The sequence below is a fragment of the Saccharomonospora halophila 8 genome, assembly GCF_000383775.1.
Classification (GTDB): Bacteria; Actinomycetota; Actinomycetes; order Mycobacteriales; family Pseudonocardiaceae; genus Saccharomonospora; species Saccharomonospora halophila.
In genome coordinates this window covers 93,531-115,434 of the sequence record NZ_KB912557.1, presented here as the reverse complement: position 1 = coordinate 115,434, position 21,904 = coordinate 93,531, and the positions used below count along the sequence as shown (strand labels likewise).

Sequence of the window (21,904 nt, the reverse complement as noted above, 5' to 3'; positions counted from 1 at the left end):
TCCGCCCCGGAACATCGTCGAATGCGCTACGGGAGTGCGTTCCCGGAACCGGGTCCTCTCGTATGGCCGTCGCATCCCGCGAAGAATTCATACCATTTCGACCCCTTCGGAAGATCGTCGACCCGACCATTCTTCCTCGCCGGTTCCAGGTACCTCGCCAGGCACTCGAGAGTGTTCGTGAAATCCGTGATCCGCTTTACATCGGGGTAGACGAAGTCGGCGTGGCTGGCCTCGTTGATCAGGTAGTCGTTCCGCTCGGCCAGTGCGTCGCGCAGTATGGGGATCCTCTTTTTCGCTTCCCGGTGCGTCCTGTCGTCGCAGTCGCGCAGGGTTTTGTCGTACTCGTTCAGTTCCACTTCGACGAGATCGAAGAGGCTGTTGATTCCCTTCCTCTGTTCCACCTCTTCCCGCGGCTCGTTCTCGAAGTGGCGATGTCCGCGAGGTCCCAGGGTTTCGAGTATCCCGTTGACGATCATTTCGAGTGCTTGCCGTGCCTGGTTCCCCGCCGCGCTGCGCAGCCACAGGCGGTGACGTTCGTTCCCGTAGCTGTGCAGCAGTTCCTTGACGCGGTGGACATGCTGCACGGCGGTCCTCGGTTTGATCATCGAGCGCGGAGGTGTCGTGTCGCGGTCGAGTTCTATATGGTACTGGACCGTCGCCGGGACCTGATTGCCGTAGCGTTTCCACAGAGTCTTCACGAGTTCGTGGTCGTGGGTGAGGACGACGATCTGTCGTCTCTGCTGGTCCGCACCGTCGAGCAGGGAGTCGATCCCTTCGGTCACGAACCGGTCTCGCGTGCTTTGGTCGAGCATGTCGGTGGGATCATCGATCATCAACGGGGCACCGGGGGCTTCTCGTTCCAGCGTCGCCAGGTGCGCGGCGAGGCCGAGCATGTCGAGCTGTGAATCGGACAGGCGACCGACCGCCTTCACCGTGTCGCCGACGAGCAGATCGAGCGCCGTACGCCCGGCCGTTGGTTTGGCCTTGATCCGGATCTCCGGTACTCCCGCGGGAGCGAGGCGTTTCAGCCAGCCGTCGATGTCGTCTCTGAACTCGCCGAACCTGGCGGCGATGAGCGCATCGAGTTTGCTCTTGACACGCTCGCCCGCCTTCTTGCACCGCTCCGTGTAGCGGTCGTGATCTCGCCGCGTGAGTACCGCGTGGGCGATCCGCTCGGCATGAGCCAGCCGTCGCCGGGGCTCGCCCACGTCGGCGGAGCGAACCGCGGACAACGCCTCGCGTCGTGCGTGCTCCGCCTCTCCGATCGCCCGGTCCACGGACGGGTGCAGGCTCGCGAGCTCGTCGAGCCGATCGGCGATCATTCGCAGGCTGCCCGGCCCCGGATCCGCCGGCCGCTCCGTTCGCAGTCGTGCCACGGTGTCGCACCAACGTCGGGACAGAGCCGCCACCTCGGCACAGCGTTCGCGGAAGACCGTCGCTTCCGTGCCCGGGCCGGGGTCCGACGACGGCGCCGGTTCGGTGAACCGCCATTCGACGTGCCGGTCGACCTCGTCCAGCGACCGGATCGCCCGGCGATGCAGGGAGTCGTTCTCGTCGACGAGCTGTTTCCTCTCGGCGGCCCCGTGGAGAATGCCGTCGATGACGCCGAGGCGTTCGGCGGTGACCACACCATGGTCGCAGGCGACACAACGATCGCCCTCCGCAGCGACTTCGCGGAACGTGCTCAGCAATCTGAGCTCGACGTCGTCCCGATCCGACTCTGCGTTCGACAGCCGTGTGCGGAGGGACTCCCACTCGTCCGCGAGCTCGCGGAGGCGCGCGGACTGCGGCCTCGGTGGTGCGGTGATCGGCTCGTCGAGCGCGGCGACCTCGTCCGAACGGTCTTCCTGATCCGGGGTTTCGCCGCACAGTGCGGAGATATCGGCACGCGCCTGCGCACGGATACGGTCGGTCAGCTCGGCGAGGGTGATTGTGGCGGCGGTGGGGAATCGCCACTCGGACACAGCCGCGCTGATGTCGTCGGGCACTGTCGGCGAGGCCCGCTTCGTTTCCGTAGTCAGCGCCTCCCGTACGGCCGTGTAGGTCTTGATGTAGTACCCCAGGCCGACGGCGTACCCGAGTCTCTCCCCACGGTCCGCGGCCTTGGAATTGATGATCTCCCGGAGTCGCCTGCGGGCCAGAGCGTGCAGTGGCGGCGCTTCCGGCGCAGGTGTCTCCCATTCCGCGTGCCACGTGGTGACGACCGGATCGGCGTCCGGGCTCGGACGCCACGTCGCGGTGACCCGGGCGGGAAAGACCGGCCCGCCGCCCGGGGCGGCGTGCGGGATGTGGTCCTCGTCGCTGACTTCGGTGGTGATTTCCGGGAAGGCGACACGTCTGGTCGTGCGTCCCGTGGTGAGCAGTTCGACGGCATCCACCAGACTGGTTTTCCCGGTGCCGTTTTCGGCGTAGACGACGGTCAATCGGCGGGAGAGTTCGAGGGTCTGCTCGGCGCCGAACGAACGAACGCCCTGAACGCTGATCGTGTCGACCGTTCCTGAGAAGGGATATCGAGTTCGACGGGTCGGGGCCGGAAGGTGTTCACCGACGATGTCGGCGACGTCCTTGTCCGGTGTCGCACCGATGTCGGAAAGGATTCGCTGTGCCACTTCGTGACCCGTCGTCATAGGCGTCTCTTCTCGTTGTCTGGTGTACGGCTCCTGCGGAGAGTCGTGCGGGCCGGGGACGGCGTTACTGCCGGCCCCGGGGGTGTGTGGCTCGCCGATCGGGTGATCGGCGATCGGCTGATCCGCTCCTTTAGCACGGCATTCCGAATCATGTCCTGATGTTTCTCGCGATGTACCCGAACGAGTGAATCGCGTCGAAGGAATAATCGTCGCGCGATTTCTGATGGCCGAGCAGGCTGGGCGTGTGTGTACGAGCGTCCAGCCAATTAATCGGCGGCGCCGGACTTCTCGATCATCCGATCGGACGATGACACGTCGTCGAAATCACCCCATGATCGAAGAACCGGATCGACGAGCGCGAAGTCCGGTGACCGTTCTCGCCGGATCCGAAACCTTCCCGGCGGCCGTGGCCGACAATGTGAATTGGTGGTGCAGTGTGACCGAAACCGTTGACGCCGACACCGGTGACGACCAGCCGTCCCCGCTGAGCCTGGGGACGAATGCGGCGCGGAACCTCGCGACGACGACGAAGACGCCGCCGCAGATGCAGAACGTCACCTCGCGGTGGCTGCTGCGGCTGCTTCCCTGGGTCGAGGCGCGAGGCGGGACGTACCGGGTCAACCGCAGGCTGACCTATGCCCTCGGGGACGGGCGGGTGACCTGTGTCAACACCGGTGACCGGGTGCGTGTGGTGCCCGCGGAGTTGTCCGAGTTGCCGTTGTTGCGCGGATTCGACGACGGTGCGGTGTTGGCGGCGCTGGCCGAGCGGTTCGAGCAGCGCGACGTGGGCCCGGGAGACGTGATCGTGGAGGCCGGCGCACCCGCCGACGGGCTCGTCGTGCTCGCGCACGGGAAGGCGCAACGGCTCGGCACGGGCGAGTACGGCGACCCGGCGGTGCTCGACGTCCTCGCCGACGGCCAGTTCCTCGGTGACCCGGTCCTGCGTGGTGAGCAGGAGACGTGGGAGGACACCACGAAGGCGCTCACCGCGTGCACGGTGCTCACCCTGTCCCGGCGGGCGTTCGCGGAGGTCGCCGACGGCGCCGAGGCGCTGCGCGAGCGGATCGAGCGGGCACGACGCGAGCCCGCTGCCGCGCACAACTCCGACGGTGAGGCGGAGATCTCCCTCGCCGCGGGACATCACGGCGAAGTGGACCTGCCCGGGACGTTCGTGGACTACGAGCTGGCTCCCCGCGAGTACGAGCTCAGCGTCGCGCAGACGGTGTTGCGCGTGCACACCAGGGTCGCCGACCTCTACAACGAACCGATGGACCAGACGGAACAGCAGTTGCGGCTGACGATCGAGGGGCTGCGGGAATGCCAGGAGCACGAGCTGGTCAACAACCGCGACTTCGGCCTGCTGCACAATGCGGATCTCCGTCAGCGCGTCCACACGCGGGACGGGGCCCCCACCCCGGACGACATGGACGAGCTGCTGTCCACGGTGTGGAAACAGCCCAGCTTCTTTCTCGCGCATCCGCGGGCGATCGCCGCGTTCGGGCGGGAATGCAGCCGCCGGGGTCTGTATCCGCAGAGCGCGGACGTCGGTGGACACCAGGTACCCGCGTGGCGCGGGGTCCCGCTCTTCCCCTGCAACAAGATCCCGGTGAGTACCCACCGGACCACGTCCATCCTGCTGATGCGTGCCGGGGAGCACAATCAGGGTGTGGTGGGGCTGCACCAGACCGGCCTGCCGGACGAGTACGAGCCCGGATTGTCGGTGCGGTTCATGGGGATCGACGAGAAGGCGGTCATCTCGTACCTGGTCAGCACCTACCACTCCGTGGCGCCGCTGGTCCCGGATGCGCTCGGGGTGCTGGAGCACGTCGAGCTCGGCCGGGAGCACTGAGGCGCCGCCGATGCGACCTTTCGAGTTGCCCGACTTCTACGTTCCGTGGCCCGCGCGTCGGAACCCGAGCCTGGAACACGCCCGCGCGCACAGCAGGGACTGGGCGCGGGAGATGGGGATGCTGCCCGGCGGCCCGCGTGGGGACGAGCAGGCCGTGTGGGACGAGGCGACCTTCGACGCGCACGACTACGCGTTGTTGTGCGCCTACACCCACCCGGACGCGACGGCACCGGACCTCGACCTGATCACCGACTGGTACGTCTGGGTGTTCTACTTCGACGACCACTTCCTGGAGCACTACAAGTACACCCGCGACCTGTCCGGGGCACGCGAGTACCTGACCGGGCTCGCGGCGTTCATGCCCGCCGATCACACGGCGGGCAGGCCCACTCCCGCGAACCCGGTCGAGTGGGGTTTGGCGGATCTGTGGTCGCGGACGGCCCCGTCCATGTCGGCCGACTGGTCACGACGGTTCTCGGCGAGCACACGGAACCTGTTGGAGGACTGCGTGTGGGAGCTGACCAACATCACCGCGGACCGGGTGCCCAATCCGATCGACTACGTCGAGATGCGGCGGCGGGTCGGCGGTGCCCCGTGGTCGGCGGATCTCGTCGAGGTCGCCGCGCGTACCGAAGTGCCCGCCGCGGTCGCCGGAACCCGGCCGCTGCGGGTGCTCAAGGACACCTTCGCCGACGCCGTGCACCTGCGCAACGACCTCTTCTCGTACCAACGGGAGACCGAGGAGGAGGGTGAGGTCAACAATGGTGTGCTGGTCGTGGAGCGGTTCCTGGACTGCGGGCCGCAGCACGCCGCCGACGTCACCAACACGCTGCTGACCTCCCGGCTGCGGCAGTTCGAGCACACCGCGCTCACCGAGGTGCCTCCGCTGTGCACCGAGTACGGTCTCGACCCCGCCGGGTGCGCCGCCGTGGCCGCCTACGTCAAGGGCCTGCAGGACTGGCAGTCCGGCGGCCACGAATGGCACCTGCGGTCGAGCCGGTACATGAACGCGGGCGCGACCACCACCACACGGGGGCCGCGGGCCGGGCTCACGCCGGGCCTGCCGGGTGCCACCCCGGGCGACACCCGGTTGCTCCCGGGTCTGCGGCGTGCGCGTGAACAACACGCACACGTGCCGTTCACCCGGGTGGGCCCGTTGCCGTTGCCGGAGGTCGACATGCCGTTCCCGGTACGGATGAGTCCGCATCTGGACACGGCGCGGCGACGGGCTCCCGACTGGGCACGGGCCGTGGGAATGTTCGATTCCGTGCCGGGGGTCGGACACGGCGGCGTCTGGGACGAGGACCTGTTCGTCGGGCTCGACCTGTCGCACTGCGCCGCGATGATCCATGCGGACGCCACCCCGGAGGAACTGTTCCTGTCGGCGGACTGGCTGGCGTGGGGAACCTACGGTGACGACTACTTCCCGGCGGTCTTCGGTGCCCGGCGCGATCTCGCCGGGGCGCGGGCGTGCCACGAGCGGCTGTCGGCGTTCATGCCCCTCGACGGGGAGCGCACGCCGGAGCCGGTGGACCCGCTTCAGCGGGGGCTGGCGGATCTGTGGCGACGCACGGCCGCGCCGATGAGCCGTGCGTCCCGGAGCGAGTTCCGTGCGGCGGTCGAGGACATGACGGCGAGCTGGTTGTGGGAACTGGACAATCAGGCGGCCAACCGGGTGCCCGATCCGGTGGACTACATCGAGATGCGGCGTGCGACGTTCGGTTCGGACATGACGATGAGCCTGTCCCGCCTCGCGCTCGCCGACGTGATCCCCGCCGAGGTCTCGGCGTGCCGGGCCGTGCGGGAGCTGGAGTGCGCGGCGCAGGACTACGCCTGCTTCACCAACGACCTCTTCTCGTACCAGAAGGAGGTCGAGTTCGAGGGTGAGGTGCACAACCTGGTCCTGGTCGTGGAGAACTTCCTGGACGTCGACCGACTGATCGCGCGGGACGTCGTCGCCGATCTGATGGGCGCGCGCATGCGCCAGTTCCGGCGGGTCCTGGCGGAGGAACTGCCGATCGCGCTCGACGGGTACGACCTCGACGACACCGCCCGCCGGGCGGTGCTGGGACGGTGCGAGCGGCTCAAGGACTGGATGGCGGGAATCCTCGAATGGCACCGCCGCTGCGTCCGCTACACGGAGGCCGAGCAACACCGGATCCGGTCGCACCGCTTTCCCGGTGCCCCGGCCGGTCACGAGGTGCCGCTCCGGCGGCGTCTGGCGGGCCCCACGGGCCTCGGGACGTCCGCTGCCCGCGTGGCGCGGGGTTCCGGTGCCGTACACCGGGCGCGCCGGTGAGCACCGACGGGAACGCGCGACGACACGAACACCACCGACACGAACGGCGGCCGCGATGACACGGATGAACCACGTCGACGCGAATACGCACCTGCCCGAGGGGGAGAACCCCGTGCGCAGCCTGACCACCGGGGCCGCGCGGAACCTCGCGTCGACCACGAAGACCCCGCCGCAGACACCGAGCATCACGCCGCGGTGGCTGCTGCGGATGTTGCCCTGGGTGGAGACCACCGCCGGGACGTACCGGGTGAACCGAAGGCTCACCTACACCGTCGGCGATGGGCTGGTGACCTGTGGCAACACCGGCGACTCGGTGTTCGTCCTCCCGCCCGAGCTGCGGGAGCTGGAGCTGCTGCGCGGCTTCGACGACGAGGAGGTGCTGCGGGCACTGGCCGACCGGTTCGTCCGGCGGGACTACGCCGCCGGGGACATGCTCGCCGTCGCCGGGCAGCCCGCTGACGCGTTGCTGCTTCTCGCGCACGGCAAGGTGGCCCGGCTCGGCACGGGGGAATACGGCGGGCAGCGGCTGCTCGACGTGCTCGCCGACGGCCGCTACCTCGGCGAACGGGCACTCGTCGACGAGGACCACACCTGGGAGCACGGCGCGCGGGCCGAGACGCCCTGCATCGTGCTGGCACTGCCCCGACAGGCCTTCGGTGAGGTCGTCGCACGGTCGGCCACGTTGCGGTCCCACCTGGAACAGTGGCGGGGTTCCGCCCGCCCCGCGCACAACAAGTACGGTGAGGCCGCGCTCGACCTCGCCTCCGGACATGACGGCGAGGTGGAACTCCCGGGAACCTTCGCCGACTACGACCCGCGGCCCCGCGAGTACGAGCTCGCCGTGGCCCAGACGATCCTGCGTGTCCACACGCGCGTGAGCGACCTCTTCAACGAACCGATGCACCAGGTCGGGCAGCAACTCCGGCTCACCGTGGAGGCGTTGCGGGAGGAGCAGGAGAGCCAGCTCGTCACCAACCGCGAGTTCGGCCTGCTGCACAACGCGGATCTGCGGCAGCGGATCCCCACCCGCGGGGGACCTCCCACACCGGACGACATGGACGAGCTGTTGTCCCGACGGCGCAGAACGGAGTTCTTCCTCGCCCACCCGCGCGCGATCGCCGCCTTCGGCAGGGCGTGTTCGCGGAGAGGCGTGCAGCCGGATCACGTGACCGTGGACGGCGCGGCGGTGACCGGCTGGCGGGGTGTGCCGTTGTTGCCGTGTGACAAGATCCCGGTCACGTCGGCCGGGGCGACGTCGGTTCTCGCGCTCCGCACGGGGGAGAGACACCAGGGCGTGGTGGGCCTGCACCAGACCGGCCTGCCGGACGAGTACGCGCCGAGCGTGACCGTGCGGTTCATGGGCATCGACGCGAAAGCCGTCACCTCGTACCTCGTCAGTGCCTACTTCTCGGCGGCGGTGCGCACGCCGGACGCGCTCGGTGTCCTCGAACACGTCGAGGTCGGACGGTGACCGGGCCGCGGCCGACGGCGACCACCGTCCACCCGGAGTGGTCGGTCGCCGGGACGGTCGAGTGGAGTCGCCGCCTCGTCGACCCGGCGCTGCGGGCGGCCGTGGGGAGGTTGCCGGAGGGTGTGCGGCACATCGCCGGGTACCACCTCGGCTGGTGGGACCGCGACGGGAACCCGGAACACCGTGGGGGGAAGGCGCTCCGCCCGGCCTTCACCCTGCTGGCTGCCGAAGCCGTGGGTGGAGCGGCCCGCGCGGCCGTTCCCGCGGCGGCCGCCGTGGAGCTGGTACACAACTTCTCACTGCTGCACGACGACGTCATGGACGGCGACGAGACCCGTCGGCACCGGCCGGCGGCATGGGCGGTGTTCGGCGTCGGCCCCGCGATCCTGGCCGGGGACGCGATGCTCGCCGTGGCCTGTGAGGTGCTCGCCGAGGACGCACATCCGAGGTCGGCGGAGGTGCTGGGTCTGCTGACCGGGGCGGTGCAACGGCTGGTCTCCGGTCAGACCGAGGACCTCGCCTTCGAACAGCGTGGCGAGGTCTCCCTGGAGGAGTGCCGACGCATGGCGGAGGACAAGACCGGCGCTCTGCTGGGCATCGCCTGCGCGGCCGGAGCGCTGCTCGGCGACGCCACAGCTCTCCGCGCCGACCACCTGCGCCGGTTCGGGGAGAGTCTCGGGCTGGCCTTTCAGCACGTCGACGACCTGCTCGGCATCCTGGGCGACGCGGAACGCACGGGCAAGCCGGTGCTGTCGGACCTGCGGACCCGGAAGAAGTCGCTGCCGGTGGTGGCGTCGTTGACCTCGGACGCGGCCGCGGGGCGGGAGTTGGCGGCGCTGTACCGCCGTGGGGAGACGCTGTCCGAGGACGAACTCCGCCGGGCGGCGGAACTCGTCGACACGGCGGGTGGGCTGGACTTCAGCCGCGCCGAGGCCGAGCGTCTGCTCGGCGAGTCGTTGCACCAGTTGCGGCTGGCCGAACCCTGCGCACGGGCGAGCGAACTCAACGCGCTGGCCTGCTTCATCACCGGCCGGGACCGGTGAGCCCGGAGCGGTTCACCGCACGACGGGCAGCCGCACCGTCACGTCGGTGAGCCGCAGGGCGCCGGGGGTGCGGCTGCCGTGCAGGGCGAACAGGTCCGACTGCGGACTCACGGTGAGAAACAGTGACTCGCCTTCCCGGACGGTGGCGGCCACCGAGGGCAGTTCGATGCTGCGCCTGCGGTCGACGGTGGCGTACTCCTCGCGGTGGGGCAGCACGTTGTTCTGCACCACCCGCGCGTGGGCGGGGGAGGTGCCGACACTGAGCGCGAAGAACGCCCGGCTGTCCACACCGAGTGCGGTGACCAGCGCGTCCAGCCGGGAGGTCCCGGCGAGGGTCAGCGGGCCGTCGGCGATCTTGACGGCCTGCGGCAGGCCCGCCGCCGTGGTGGTGGTGATGTCGGGCAGCGTGTACTCCGCCGTGGGGACGACCGAGTCCACGGTGAGGCACTCCCCGCGGGCGGTCATCAGGTGGTACTGCCCGTGCCCGGAGAGCGTGCGGGGGCCGCCCTGCAGGTTCTCGGTGAGGAAGCGCAGCTCCAGTTCGTCGTAACCGGCACCGCTGAGCCGTGCCGAGCAGGTGTCGCCGGGTTCGGCGATCCCGGCGGGGAGGACGTTCGGCAGGGCGTGTCCGCCGTTGTAGCCGACGAGCAGGCTGTCGCGGCGGGCCCGGTCGGTCAGCGCACGGTCGAAGTTCGCGATCGCCTGGTCCAGGGGGAACAGGTTGTCGCTGACGCCCTGCCGGAGCAGGACCGGAATGTCCAGCTTCCGGCCTTCGTCGACGTGGAAGGCCGGACCGTTGTCCCGGAAGAAGTCGTCCATGCCGGAGGGCCAGCGCCCGGTCACCATGCCCTCGGAGAAGCCGGTGTGGACGGCGGACGTGTGCGCGTCCATGCCCGCGGCGTAGAGCAGACCGGTCCACGCGGTGCGCACCACGTCGTTCGGGGCGAGGCTCTCGTTCAGCGAGTGCCAGGTGATCTGCGGCGCGAGCGCGTCGAACCGGGTGCGGCCGGTCTGCATGATCTCGGTGAACGCACCGGCGAACTGGTATCCCCCGCCGTAGGAGCCGCCGAGCGCACCGAGCACCGGGTCGTCGGGTCCGTCGCGCTTCACCCAGTCCAGGCCGGCGACGTGGTCGATGACGGCGATGACGTCCCGCCCTTCGAACGCCGGGTCCTCCACGTGCGCCTTGCCGCCGCTGTCACCGAAGCCGCGCTGGTCGATGCTGACCACACCGAAGCCCGCGTCGAGGTAGCGCCGGAAGGCGGCGGGGTCGGAGGTGCGGCTCCCGCCCCAGCCGTGGCTGTGCAGCAGCACGGGCACCCGGTTCTGCGGGGAGGCCTGTGCCGGCTTGTACACGCTCACGCAGAGGTCCACCGGCCCCGGTTCCAGGACATCGGTCTCCGGGACACCCGGGATGCAGACGGTGCCCGGGTCGGGTGAGCTCCCGTCGGCCGGGACCGGGAACGCCATCACGGAGCCGACGGCCAAGGCGGTCGCCGCCGCAAGCCCGAGCGGTCTGCGCATCGGGAATCCTCCTCCGCGCCGGTGCGTCGTCATGCACCCTCAACGACGCCGGCGTGAACGAGGATCGCGTGTCGGCCGCACTTCCCCGTATCGGCCGAGCACACGCTGCTCTCGGTAGCACAACACCCGACCACGCGCGGTGCGTGCCGAAGGTGTCGTGCGGTGTACCGGTCGCCCGGCTGATTCAGGCGAATCGTCGCAAGCCCCGCACAGGTCGTCATCGCGGCTGAGACCACCAGGTGAAAGTGTGTGCCATGGCACACCGCCGTGTCCGCTTTGTCGTTGTTTACCGGTCACCACCCGATGACTCCTCCCGCCCGGGGGGAGACGACGAGAGGAACCGGCATGCGTCGTTCACGACGGCTCTCGACCGTACTGATCGCTCTTCTGGCGTCGTTGGCCATCCCGGCGGCGCCGGCGGCGGCGTCCGGACACGACCCCGTGTTGTTCGTGCACGGCTGGAACAGCAGCAGTTCCACATGGGACGAGATGGTCGCCGACTTCAAGGCGGACGGCTACACCGACAGCGAGCTGTTGGCCTGGGACTACAACACCTCGCAGTCGAACAAGACCACCGCGGAGGAGTTCAGCGCCGTCGTCGACGACCTGCTGGCCTCCACCGGCGCGAGTGCGGTGGACGTGGTCACGCACTCGATGGGCGGGTTGAACACCCGCTGGTACGTGAAGTTCCTCGGCGGGACGGACAAGGTGGATGACTGGGTGTCGCTGGCGGGTCCGAACCACGGCACCGACACCGCCAACGCCTGCTGGTGGGAGTACTCGTGCTACGAGATGCGTCAGGGGTCCGACTTCTTGACGACGCTGAACGACGGTGACGAGACGCCGGGTGCGACGAACTACGGCACCTGGTGGTCGTCGTGCGACTCGGTCATCGTTCCGCAGGAGAGCACGATCCTGAGCGGGGCGGACAACACGCAGACCGCGTGCCTGAGCCACTCGGCCTTCACGACCGACGACACGGTCTCGGCACAGGTGCGCGCGTTCGTCGCCTGAGGCCGTCCCGGGACTTCGTGGGCGCCCCGCGTCGGGAACGTGGGGCGCCCACGCCGGAGCGGCACACCCCGGGTGTCCCGGACGACGCCGTACCCGGAACCCGGTTCACCCGGAGAGACGAAACGTCGCACGGTGCCGCGCACGTTCGATCATCCCCGTTGGGAACAACAGGTGAAACCGCGAGTCCGGTCACACCGGGGTGTCCGCGGTGTCGTTGAAGCGGTCACGAAGGACGACTCCTCGCCACTTCGCGACGAGAGGAACCGGCATGCGTCGTTCACGACGGCTCTCGACCGTACTGATCGCTCTTCTGGCGTCGTTGGCCATCCCGGCGGCGCCGGCGGCGGCGTCCGGACACGACCCCGTGTTGTTCGTGCACGGCTGGAACAGCAGCAGTTCCACATGGGACGAGATGGTCGCCGACTTCAAGGCGGACGGCTACACCGACAGCGAGCTGTTGGCCTGGGACTACAACACCTCGCAGTCGAACAAGACCACCGCGGAGGAGTTCAGCGCCGTCGTCGACGACCTGCTGGCCTCCACCGGCGCGAGTGCGGTGGACGTGGTCACGCACTCGATGGGCGGGTTGAACACCCGCTGGTACGTGAAGTTCCTCGGCGGGACGGACAAGGTGGATGACTGGGTGTCGCTGGCGGGTCCGAACCACGGCACCGACACCGCCAACACCTGCTTCGACACGTCGTGCTACGAGATGCGGCAGGGATCGGACTTTCTGACGACGCTGAACGACGGTGACGAGACGCCGGGTGCGACGAACTACGGCACCTGGTGGTCGTCGTGCGACTCGATCATTCTCCCGCAGGAGAGCACGATCCTGAGCGGGGCGGACAACACGCAGACCGCGTGCCTGAGCCATTCGGACTTCACGACCGACGACACGGTCTCGGCGCAGGTGCGCGCGTTCGTCGCCTGAGGCCGTCCCCGAAGACGCCGTGGGGCACCCGGTCGTGAATCCCGGGTGCCCCACGGGAAGACCGTGCCCGGTCCCACCGACGCCGGGTGCGGGTGACAGACCGTCGTCTCGATATCCGGACCGGGTGTCGGCACGGCGGTAACGGAAGAGAAGGGAAGTTCATGCGCAGAACCGCAGGAATCGTGCTGGGGGCGGCCTTGTTGGCCACCCCGGCGACGACGGCTCTCGCGGCGGCACCCCCGTCCGGTGAGGACGAACCGGGTGCTCAGCCCTACATCGTGACCCTGGTCGAGGACGCGGATCCGCGTTCGGTGGCCGAGGAGCACCGGGACCGGCACGGCGCCGAGGTCGGCCACGTCTACGGCACCGCGTTGCGTGGCTACGCGGCACGCATGACCGCCGACGAGGTGGTGCGCGTTCGCTCGGACGACCGGGTGGTCAGCGTGTCCGCGGACCGCACGGTGTCGACGTTCGCCCAGAGCACGCCCACCGGGGTCGACCGGGTCGACGCCGAGCAGAGTCCGACCGCGAACATCGACGGTACCGACGACCGGGTCGACGTGGACGTGGCCGTGATCGATACCGGGATCGACCTCGATCATCCGGACCTCAACGTGTACGGCGCCGGAGCGAAGAACTGCTCCACCGGCGGCAGCGCCGACGACGGGAACGGGCACGGCACTCACGTGGCGGGCACCGTCGGGGCCCTGGACGACAACAGCGGCGTGGTCGGGGTCGCTCCCGGTGCGCGGGTGTGGCCGGTGCGCGTGCTCGACAACCGCGGTTCGGGCCGGTGGTCGGACGTGATCTGCGGGATCGACTACGTCACCCAGCACGCCGACGAGATCGAGGTCGCCAACATGAGTCTCGGCGGCGCCGGGACCGACGACGGGGACTGCGGCAACACCAACGACGACGCGATGCACCAGGCGATCTGCAACTCGGTCGCCGCCGGGGTCACCTACGCGGTCGCCGCCGGCAACGACTACGCGGACGCGTCCAACTCGGTGCCCGCCGCCTACGACGAGGTGATCACGGTCAGCGCGCTGGCCGACTTCGATGGTCAGCCGGGAGGTGAGGCGGCGTCCACCTGCCGCGAGGACGGGGACGACACCTTCGCCGACTTCTCCAACTACGGCCACGATGTCGACCTGATCGCACCGGGCGTGTGCATCGAATCGACCTGGATGAAGGGCGGGTACGACACCATCTCCGGCACGTCGATGGCGAGCCCGCACGTCGCGGGCGGTGCCGCCCTCTACGCGACGAACAACCCCGGAGCCTCGCCGGATCAGGTCAAGTCCGCGTTGCAGAATGCCGGCAACACGGACTGGATCTGGCCGAGTGAGGACCCGGACGGCGTCCAGGAGAAGCTGCTGAACGTCTCCACCTTCTGATCCGTGCTCGCCGCGGCCCACGGTCACCTGTCGTGGGCCGCGGCGAGCCGTTATCACCCGTCGGGTGTCGCGCGGATCAGACGGTGGCCCGGTCGGTGTCGACGCGGGAACCGTTCAGGAGGCGGTCCACGGCGAACCGGCCGCCGTTGAAGCCGAGCGCCAGGGCGGAGGCCCCGAGTACGAGCACCAGTTCGATCCCGCCGTCGGCGGCGAAGAATCCCTGTCCGAGGTGGACGAAGTACATCGCCCCGAGCATGACCGCGGCGAGCGCGACGCCCACGACGGGCAGTGCCAGGCCGAGGATCAGGGCCAGCCCGCCGAGCGTCTCGACCAGGGCGCTGATCCAGGCCGAGACCTCGGGCAGTGGGACACCCATCCGGTCGAACGTGGTGGCCGTGCCGCCGATACCCCACTCCAGGAACTTCTGCAGGCCGTGTGCGAGGAACGCCGCCCCGACGATCAGCCTGCCCACCAGCAGAGCGAGGTCCCGTGGGGTCTGGGTCGGTCGTGGCATGGTGTCGCCTCCTTGTGCGAGAGAGGTGCGGGGTGGTGAGGGAACGGTCGGATCAGCCGAACTGCACCGAACGCTTGGCCAGACCGTGCCAGAATCCGTCGATGGTGAACCGCTGCCGGTCGAGCTCGTCGGCCGCGGTGCCGAGCGTGACGAACAGCGGGGCGAAGTGTTCGGTGCGCGGGTGCGCCAGTCGGCCCGCCGGTGCCTTGTCCGCGAAATCGAGGAGACTGTCGAGGTCGCCGTCCTCCAGGGCCCGACGGCCCCAGTCGTCGAACTCGACCGACCAGGACGGGGTGTCCGGGCTGTTCAGCGCCTGGAGGTTGTGGGTGAAGAAGCCGCTGCCGACCAGCAGCACACCCTCGTCGCGCAGCGGTGCGAGCGCCTGTCCGACGCGCATCAACTCCTGCGGATCGAGGCTCGGCATGGAGACCTGCAGAACGGGCACGTCGGCCTCCGGATACATCTCCACCAGCGGCACGTAGGCGCCGTGGTCGAGCCCGCGGTCGGGCTGCTCGTCGATCGCCAGCCCGGACCCGCCGAGCAGGGCGCGGACCCGCTCGGCGAGCCGCGGAGCCCCCGGCGCCGGGTAGCGCACCGTGTAGTACCGCTCGGGGAAGCCCCAGAAGTCGTACATCAGCGGCACCGTGCTCGTGGCCCCGATCGTCAGCGGCGCCTCCTCCCAGTGCGCGGAGATCATCAGGATCGCGCGGGGTGTGGGCAGCTCTCGCGACCATTGCGCGAGCTCGCGTGTCCAGACGGGGTCGTCCGCCAGGGGCGGTGCTCCGTGACTCAGGTACAGGGCGGGCATCCGGTCCGTCGTGGCGGAGCGCATCACGACCACCTCCCGTTAGTTCAAATTCGAAGTACCTCCCACTGTAGCATCAGTTAGTTCAACTTCGAACGACTGCGTAGGATGGCGGCATGGGCGAACCGCGCTGGCTGGACGAACGGGAGATGGCCGCCTGGATGTCGTTCCTGGAGGCGAGCCACCTGGTCACCCGCCGTGTGGAGCAGCGGTTGCGGGAGCAGGCCGACCTGTCCCAACCGCAGTACGAGATCCTCGTCCGCCTCGCCGACGCGCCGGACGGGGAGATGCGGATGTCCCAGCTGGCCGAGGAGATCGTGACCTCGAAGAGCGGGCTCACCTACCAGGTCGCCCGGCTGGAGAAGGCCGGGCTGGTGCGTCGCCGCCGCTGCCCGGAGGACGACCGCGGGATCAACGCCGTGCTCACCGAACAGGGCCGGCGCACGCTCGCCGAGACCGCCCCGGACCACGTGGCGCTGGTGCGTTCGTCCCTGATCGACCTGCTCGACGCCGACCAGTTGGACTCGCTCACCGAGTCGATGCGCACCGTCGCCCGCGCGCACCGGGGACGCGGGGAGGGGTGACCGGTCCGAACGCCGACCAGCGGTGAGGAGATCGCCGGGGCTTGATCTGTGTCATAGCGTGATCCTTCTTGCGTCGGGCGTTCAGCCGGGCCGTCCCCGGGGAACCCCGTCCCCGCACCGGCGCGGGAGGAACCACCGTTCCGGGTGGTGGCGGCGTTCGCACCGGGCTTCAAGCACGGGTGGGTTTCTCCCGTTCGGCGACACCCCGGCCCGTCGCCGTGCGGGCACGACAGGCAGTCTGAATTCGGGGCGCGGCGCGGGCCGCGTCACCCGGATCCGACGTGAAAGGCAGTCCACAGCAGCATGCGAGCAAGCCTGATCTACGGTGCCGGCGATGTGCGTGTCGAGACGGTGCCCGACCCGGTCGTCGAGCAGCCCACGGACGCGGTGGTGCGTGTCGTGCGGGCCTGTGTGTGCGGGTCGGACCTGCACCCTTACCACTCCCTGGAGGCCCGGGAGCAGGGCATCCCGATGGGGCACGAGGCGGTCGGTGTCGTGGAGGAGACCGGCTCCGAGGTCAGCGGCGTCGGCGAGGGCGACCTGGTGGTCGTCCCGTTCGCCTTCTCCGACAACACCTGCCCGATCTGCCGGGACGGCTTCCACACCGCCTGCCCGCACGGTGGGTTCGTCTCCGGCGCCCAGGCCGAGTACCTGCGCGTGCCGCAGGCCTCGGGCACTCTGGTCACCGTCCCCGGCGGCCGCGACGGCGTGGACGACGACGTGCTGGCGTCCCTGCTGACGTTGAGCGACGTGTACCTGACCGGCTACCACGCGGCGGTCATGGCGCGGGTGCGCCCCGGGCACACCGTCACCGTGATCGGCGACGGCGCCGTGGGGCTGTCCTCGGTGCTAGCGGCGAAGCGCCTCGGTGCGGAGCGGATCATCCTCATGGGCCGGCACCGGGCGCGCACCGACCTGGGCCGCGAGTGGGGCGCCACCGACGTGGTCGCCGAACGCGGCGACGAGGGCGTGGCCGCGGTCGAGGAGCTCACCGACGGCCTCGGGTCGCAGGTGGTGCTGGAGGCCGTGGGGCACATGCCCGCCTACGAGCAGTCCCACGGTGTGCTGCGCCCCGGCGGCGTGATCTCCCGTGTCGGGGTGCCGCAGTACGAGCTGGCCGGGGTCGGCTTCGGGTCCCTGTTCGGCAAGAACGCCACCCTCACCGGCGGGCCCGCCCCGGTGCGCGCGTACCTGGAGGAGCACATCCCGCTCGTGCTGGACCGGACCCTGGAACCGGGGCGCGTGTTCGACCGCGAACTCCCGGTGGGCGACACCCCGGAGGCCTACCGGCTGATGGACTCCCGCGAGGCCCTGAAGGTGATGGTGCGGCCCTGATCCGGGCGGCGTCCGGGGAGGGCGTCCGGTCGCCGGATCTTCCCGACCCTGGTCACAACATCGGATCCGGTGCCGCGCGGGTCGCCTCCGTCGTCGACGTCCTCGCCGCATACCCCGGCAGAGCGTAGACCCGCGCGACGGCGTGTTCGACGGCGCGGACGTCGAGGCCGCCCTGTTCGGCGATGGTGAAGCCGAGTTCGAGCAGGCGGAAGCCGATGGCGCGCAGCGCGGCGTCGGCGTCGGGGTGGCCGGTGTCCTGGCGGGACCCGCACCGACCGGGAGTCCCGGCCGACCGGGTGCGTGTGAGGGGGTCGGCCGGGACGGTCACCTCCGGTGCGGTGCGTGGGGAAGGGGATGCACCGGGGGTGACGTCTCAGAGTTGGCGCAGTCCGTGCAGGACCCGCCGCAGGAGCGACGCCGACGGTGGTTCGTGGTGCTGGAGCGCCCGCTTCGCCCGTGCCGTCTCGATCTCCGGGTCGACGTCGGGGTCGACGCTGGGCCAGTGGTCGCCGAGGTTGTGCAGCACCACGGTGTCGGCCACGGGCAGCGCGGGCAGGCGGGTCGTCTCGTCGAGCGGGTCACCGGCGGAGTCGGGGGGTTCGTCATCGTCCGGTGGGGCATGCGCGTTCGGGGGCACGGTCGGGGTTCCTCGGGGCGGGGGACTGGTCGGGGAGCGGGGGGATGTCGTCGGGGGTGAATCCCTCGCGCACCCGGATTTCATGATCGCAAGACCAACAGGTGGGACACGGCCACCCGCCGAGCTGGAAGTCGCCTTCGGCCGGGGTGACCTCAATCCCGCACAACGAGGCGAAGGGCCGTTCGGGCACGGGTGTGATCGTGGTGCGGTCGTAGGCGTGCAGCCGCCCCTCCGCCTGCTGCCAGCGCCACCACATCAGCGACACCCCACGCACGGCGTGGCGGCCGGGTCGGGCGTGACGGCGAGCGACAGAAACAGACCACACCGCGTGCGCACCGTCGGTGCGGCCCCGGGCGTGCTGGACCAGGCCACGGCGCGGTGCTGGGCACCGTCCCGGCTGACCCACATCCCCTCGGGCGCGGACCGGCATTCCGGGGCGGGTGGGCGGATCGGTCGGATCGGCATCGTGACTCCCCCCGGGGTGGATGGTGTGTGACTCAGACCATTTCGGTACCGGGTTCAATCGTGATGGTCCCGGTACCACCTGACAATGCCACGATCGGTTGAACCGAGGGCAGGGACAAGGTCAGCTATCGTCTGGTGCATGACCGGTACCAAGTCGGAAGCGCGTGCCCACGTGCTTGGGGGTGAACTCCGTGCGCTTCGCCGTGAGGCGGGACTCTCCCAACGCACACTCGCCGACCGTATGGACCGCGCGCATACCGTCCTGGTCCGCTGGGAGCGTGGACAGCGAATTCCGGATTCGACCGGCATCGAGGCTTTCGCCCGAGCCTTGTCGCTGACGGTCGTCGAACGCGATCGCCTGGTTCAGCTTGCGCGTGAGGCCGCTGACGAGCCGGTCAACGAGGTTTCCGCCGGTGCGGCAGGGCAAACTGACGTACTCGACACCTTGATCAAGTTCGAGCAGGTGGCTACCGGAATCACGACGGTGTCCAACGCACTCGTGTCCGGCTTGATGCAAACGGCCGCGTACGCGCGTCTTGCGATCGGTGACAGTCCAGAGATACAGACCAAGGTGGCTACGCGGATCGGTCGTCGTGACGTGATCACGAGGGACCGTGATCCTGCGCGCTACACGGCCTACCTCCTGGAGACCGTCCTGCATCAACGCATCGGACACGATGTGATGTGCGATCAGCTTCGGTTGATCCAACGGCTCGGCGACCTGCCGAATGTGAGCGTCCGTATCATTCCCGAGGCGTGTGGACTCACGCCAGCTCACACAGGGTCGTTCGCACTGCTGGAGTTCGCCAAGGCGGACTCGATAGTGCACATGGAGCACCTGTCGTCGGCCGTGCTTCTGCGCGATCGAGATGATGTGGAGGCACACAGGACGGCGCTGTCGAGTCTGGACGAGCTGGCGTTGAGTCCGAAGGAGTCGAACAACCTCATCGCTGATGTCATCGACAAGATGGAGACGACAGCATGACCGCACACGAGACAGTCGAAAGCTGGCGGAAGTCGAGCTACTCAGGCAAGCACGAATGCGTGGAGTTCCGCCGGGTCGACGGTGGTGTGGAGGTGCGCAACAGCAAGCGCCCCGATGAGGCGACCATCCGCTACACCGATGCCGAGTGGCGGGCATTCGTCGCCGGTGTGAAGGACGGCGAGTTCGACCTCTGAGGATGTATCGACACCGACCCTGCCCGAGTGGGTTGCGGCCCCGGTACCGCGGATACCGGGGCCGCAACCCACTCAGGGTTCTTCCGTACCGCTGACGTTCATCCGGGCGGCGCTGTGATGACCTCCAGCGGTCCGCCGAGCGGTACATACTCGACCCGTACCCGGGCTCCGACTTCGGCTTTCACTCTCCGCGCCAGCTCGCGACCGTCCGCGATCCAGCGCGCTTCTTCGTCCGGGACACGCAACCCCATGTCCTGGGGAGCTTGATCGTCGTAGGTGCCTTCCATCCGCTGGTACCAGTCCTCGACCGCGGCGAGCAGATCGTCGCTGAGCGGGACGATCTCGCCGAGGTTGTCCGGGACGTAGTCGTCGAAGCCGTCGTCGTCGGACAGGACCCAGAAGGACCGGCTCCCCAGTCGAACCGCAACCTCAGGCTCAGCTCAGTGTTTGCGTGCGTCATAGTCCCGGTTCGAAGGGAGTCGTCCATCCTGACCGCGTGGTGTGGTCCGAATATGCACGCTCACTCGATCTCCTCGGAGACCGCACCTGATTCGTAGACGACCGTGATCGCGTGCCCCACTTCACGTTTCACCCGCTGAGCCAACTGTCGTCCGTCGGAGTCGAACGTGGCATAGTCCGCTGGGTCGACGAAACCCGAGTCCTGGGGCTGCTCCTCCACGTAGGTGCTCTGCAGTCGCTCGTCCCACTCCGCGACGGCGCTGACCAAGTCGTCGCTCAGCGGCAGGACCTCGGTGATCTCGTCGGGAAGGTAGTCGGTCGGCACATCGCCGTCGTCGAACGACACCCACCACGGGCCGGCCCTCCACTCGAACCGCAGCAGGACCTTGACAATCCTGTCCTCATCCTCGCTCATGGCTACTCCTCAGCTTGGTTCTCCTGGAGACCGGGTGAGCGCCTACGATATAGCCGTTGGGGCCGGTCGTGATCGCTACTCGACAGAGTCGCCCCTCTACCTCCACTTCGTAAACCGGGCGATCACGTGCCGAGAAACCGACCCTCGTTCCCCTGGTCAGGCCATCGAAGATGAGATCAACAATACGGTCCTTCGATATGCCTGCGCCCTCGAAGGCAGCGATCTTCTCCGCGCTCAAGATGTGCCCCTGACCTCTGCGTTCGTCACCCTCTTCGAGCCATACCACCCGTCGGTCGCGGGCGCGGGCGATCCGCACCACCCGGTCCGGGCTGATCTTGTGCCCCTGTCGTTGGACCTCGGCGATCAGCTCGCGATCCGGCGCCCGAGGGGCTGAAGGTTGTCGAGCGGGTTCCGACGCGGCTGGAGGGGTACGGGTAGGCGGTGTCGCCGCGACCGGGGCGACACCCAGATCGGCCAAGTATGCCCGGAGTAGAGCCTCCACCTGCTCACAGCACTGCTGGACGGCCGCCGCCTGCTCCGACGCCTGATCGAATCCCGCGACGGAGATCTGCAGGTCGGGCGCGGCGCTGCCGTCCGCGATCTGCGCGAGCGTGGCGCGCGCGTCGCCGAGCCACAGGGCGGCGTCCCGGAGCGCAGCGATCGGGCGAAGCGCGAGCACATGCTCGACCGCTGCCGCCAGGTCCTCGACCGACATCGTTCCCCCAGAACACGGTGTTGTGCGTCGCCAGGCAGGAGCGCGGCCGCAAGCTCCGCCAGCAGCCGACACGCTGAGTAGCATGATAGTTACCTTGTCGGGGTCTGTGTGCACAACTCCGCAGCCGACGTGCCCGATCCTGAAGGTCCTGAAGCCGTCCGCCAGGAACCCGATATACGCGCTGGTGGTGAAGCGTTCCCCGCCTGCGCGGTTGACCGCTGTGTCCGGCCCCCAGCCTGTCGAGCGTCGTCCACGCTCGCGAGAATGTGGCGAGCACGGTCCGGTGAAACGGGCCGAAGCGGAGGGAAGTGATGGTCGGCGGGTACGACGACGAGGGCGGAGGTTGCGGCCGAGGAAGACCAGGCATCCCCGACGGGACAACGCCACCGTCACCACCGCACCGAAGACGCACTCCGCCCGGCACCGCACCTCGACCACAGAGGGCCGCCGCAACACCAAGGACGGGAAACAGTGAGCACCGAGGTCTCGCCGGAGGAGGTCGCCCGCGCGCTGCGGGGCGTCCGTCCGCACGTGTACCGGATCGACAGCGACGACGGCACGACCCGCATCACGCTGGTGCTGCGGGTCAGCGCCGCCGGACGGCGCAACGCGGCCGAGCGGGTCGTCGCGGCGCTGGC

21 protein-coding genes are annotated in these 21,904 nt (G+C 69.1%); 11 read left to right on the top strand and 10 right to left on the bottom strand.

Going from position 1 to position 21,904, the window contains the following annotated elements; all coding sequences use genetic code 11:
* Positions 1–26 precede the first annotated feature (26 nt).
* Complete coding sequence (locus SACHA_RS0112980; RefSeq protein WP_232211869.1) at positions 27–2,609, bottom strand: AAA family ATPase; 2,583 nt, start codon at positions 2,607–2,609, stop codon at positions 27–29.
* A 454-nt stretch (positions 2,610–3,063) separates the two neighbouring features.
* Here SACHA_RS0112980 and SACHA_RS0112975 point away from each other — a divergent pair, with 454 nt between their 5' ends.
* The 4 genes from SACHA_RS0112975 (at position 3,064) to SACHA_RS0112960 (ending at position 9,289) form a co-directional block, all read left to right on the top strand.
* Positions 3,064–4,476 (top strand): family 2B encapsulin nanocompartment shell protein, encoded by a 1,413-nt coding sequence (locus tag SACHA_RS0112975; RefSeq protein WP_039738996.1) that lies wholly within the window; start codon positions 3,064–3,066, stop codon positions 4,474–4,476.
* 10 nt (positions 4,477–4,486) lie between these two features.
* The gene (locus SACHA_RS0112970) at positions 4,487–6,775 is read left to right on the top strand and encodes a terpene synthase family protein (RefSeq protein WP_019810454.1); all 2,289 of its coding nucleotides are present in this window, start codon (positions 4,487–4,489) and stop codon (positions 6,773–6,775) included.
* A gap of 64 nt (positions 6,776–6,839) precedes the next feature.
* Positions 6,840–8,246: a family 2B encapsulin nanocompartment shell protein gene (locus SACHA_RS0112965; RefSeq protein WP_051110223.1), complete on the top strand. Its 1,407-nt coding sequence runs from the start codon at positions 6,840–6,842 to the stop codon at positions 8,244–8,246.
* Positions 8,243–9,289, top strand: a complete 1,047-nt coding sequence (locus SACHA_RS0112960; protein ID WP_019810452.1) for a family 2 encapsulin nanocompartment cargo protein polyprenyl transferase — start codon at positions 8,243–8,245, stop codon at positions 9,287–9,289. Before SACHA_RS0112965 ends, SACHA_RS0112960 begins: the two co-directional genes overlap by 4 nt.
* A gap of 12 nt (positions 9,290–9,301) precedes the next feature.
* Here the strand turns inward: SACHA_RS0112960 and SACHA_RS0112955 are convergent, their stop codons facing one another.
* Positions 9,302–10,813, bottom strand: a complete 1,512-nt coding sequence (locus SACHA_RS0112955; protein WP_019810451.1) for an alpha/beta hydrolase — start codon at positions 10,811–10,813, stop codon at positions 9,302–9,304.
* A gap of 345 nt (positions 10,814–11,158) precedes the next feature.
* Here SACHA_RS0112955 and SACHA_RS0112950 point away from each other — a divergent pair, with 345 nt between their 5' ends.
* The 3 genes from SACHA_RS0112950 (at position 11,159) to SACHA_RS0112940 (ending at position 14,158) form a co-directional block, all read left to right on the top strand.
* The gene (locus tag SACHA_RS0112950) at positions 11,159–11,827 is read left to right on the top strand and encodes an esterase/lipase family protein (protein ID WP_019810450.1); all 669 of its coding nucleotides are present in this window, start codon (positions 11,159–11,161) and stop codon (positions 11,825–11,827) included.
* Between the two features lie 268 nt (positions 11,828–12,095).
* Positions 12,096–12,761 carry an esterase/lipase family protein gene (locus tag SACHA_RS0112945; RefSeq protein ID WP_019810448.1) on the top strand — a complete coding sequence of 222 codons (666 nt, stop codon included), beginning with the start codon at positions 12,096–12,098 and terminating at the stop codon, positions 12,759–12,761.
* Positions 12,762–12,922: 161 nt separating this feature from the next.
* Positions 12,923–14,158, top strand: a complete 1,236-nt coding sequence (locus tag SACHA_RS0112940) for a S8 family serine peptidase (protein ID WP_020628629.1) — start codon at positions 12,923–12,925, stop codon at positions 14,156–14,158.
* Positions 14,159–14,234: 76 nt separating this feature from the next.
* On the opposite strand, the gene SACHA_RS0112935 is transcribed toward SACHA_RS0112940, so the two are convergent.
* A complete protein-coding gene (locus tag SACHA_RS0112935) occupies positions 14,235–14,672 on the bottom strand; it encodes a DoxX family protein (protein WP_019810444.1) in 438 nt (145 codons plus the stop codon).
* Between the two features lie 52 nt (positions 14,673–14,724).
* Positions 14,725–15,504: a dioxygenase family protein gene (locus SACHA_RS0112930; RefSeq protein WP_028663145.1), complete on the bottom strand. Its 780-nt coding sequence runs from the start codon at positions 15,502–15,504 to the stop codon at positions 14,725–14,727.
* Positions 15,505–15,593: 89 nt separating this feature from the next.
* On the opposite strand from SACHA_RS0112930, the gene SACHA_RS0112925 reads away from it, so the two are divergent.
* Positions 15,594–16,061: a MarR family winged helix-turn-helix transcriptional regulator gene (locus SACHA_RS0112925; protein WP_019810440.1), complete on the top strand. Its 468-nt coding sequence runs from the start codon at positions 15,594–15,596 to the stop codon at positions 16,059–16,061.
* Positions 16,062–16,364: 303 nt separating this feature from the next.
* The gene (locus SACHA_RS0112920; protein ID WP_028663144.1) at positions 16,365–17,396 is read left to right on the top strand and encodes an alcohol dehydrogenase catalytic domain-containing protein; all 1,032 of its coding nucleotides are present in this window, start codon (positions 16,365–16,367) and stop codon (positions 17,394–17,396) included.
* A gap of 52 nt (positions 17,397–17,448) precedes the next feature.
* Here SACHA_RS0112920 and SACHA_RS21955 read toward each other — a convergent pair whose 3' ends face one another.
* The 3 genes from SACHA_RS21955 to SACHA_RS23945 are packed head-to-tail and all read right to left on the bottom strand — an operon-like array spanning position 17,449 to position 18,289.
* Entirely contained in the window at positions 17,449–17,724 is a 276-nt protein-coding gene (locus tag SACHA_RS21955) for a hypothetical protein (RefSeq protein WP_019810436.1), read from the bottom strand.
* Positions 17,725–17,769: 45 nt separating this feature from the next.
* A complete protein-coding gene (locus SACHA_RS0112910; protein WP_019810434.1) occupies positions 17,770–18,033 on the bottom strand; it encodes a hypothetical protein in 264 nt (87 codons plus the stop codon).
* Positions 17,999–18,289, bottom strand: coding sequence for a zinc finger protein (locus tag SACHA_RS23945; RefSeq protein ID WP_083935849.1), 291 nt, complete (start codon positions 18,287–18,289; stop codon positions 17,999–18,001). The genes SACHA_RS0112910 and SACHA_RS23945 overlap by 35 nt, the downstream gene beginning before the upstream one ends.
* A gap of 348 nt (positions 18,290–18,637) precedes the next feature.
* Here SACHA_RS23945 and SACHA_RS0112900 point away from each other — a divergent pair, with 348 nt between their 5' ends.
* Together SACHA_RS0112900 and SACHA_RS0112895 are read left to right on the top strand one after the other, a co-directional pair.
* The gene (locus SACHA_RS0112900) at positions 18,638–19,483 is read left to right on the top strand and encodes a helix-turn-helix domain-containing protein (protein ID WP_028663143.1); all 846 of its coding nucleotides are present in this window, start codon (positions 18,638–18,640) and stop codon (positions 19,481–19,483) included.
* Positions 19,480–19,677, top strand: a complete 198-nt coding sequence (locus SACHA_RS0112895; protein ID WP_019810429.1) for a DUF397 domain-containing protein — start codon at positions 19,480–19,482, stop codon at positions 19,675–19,677. Before SACHA_RS0112900 ends, SACHA_RS0112895 begins: the two co-directional genes overlap by 4 nt.
* A gap of 98 nt (positions 19,678–19,775) precedes the next feature.
* Here SACHA_RS0112895 and SACHA_RS26170 read toward each other — a convergent pair whose 3' ends face one another.
* From SACHA_RS26170 to SACHA_RS25445, 3 genes are all read right to left on the bottom strand, one after another.
* Entirely contained in the window at positions 19,776–19,964 is a 189-nt protein-coding gene (locus SACHA_RS26170; protein WP_232211868.1) for a hypothetical protein, read from the bottom strand.
* A 233-nt stretch (positions 19,965–20,197) separates the two neighbouring features.
* Positions 20,198–20,551 carry a hypothetical protein gene (locus SACHA_RS0112890; RefSeq protein WP_019810427.1) on the bottom strand — a complete coding sequence of 118 codons (354 nt, stop codon included), beginning with the start codon at positions 20,549–20,551 and terminating at the stop codon, positions 20,198–20,200.
* A complete protein-coding gene (locus SACHA_RS25445; RefSeq protein ID WP_019810425.1) occupies positions 20,538–21,266 on the bottom strand; it encodes a hypothetical protein in 729 nt (242 codons plus the stop codon). The genes SACHA_RS0112890 and SACHA_RS25445 overlap by 14 nt, the downstream gene beginning before the upstream one ends.
* Between the last annotated feature and the right edge of the window lie 638 nt (positions 21,267–21,904).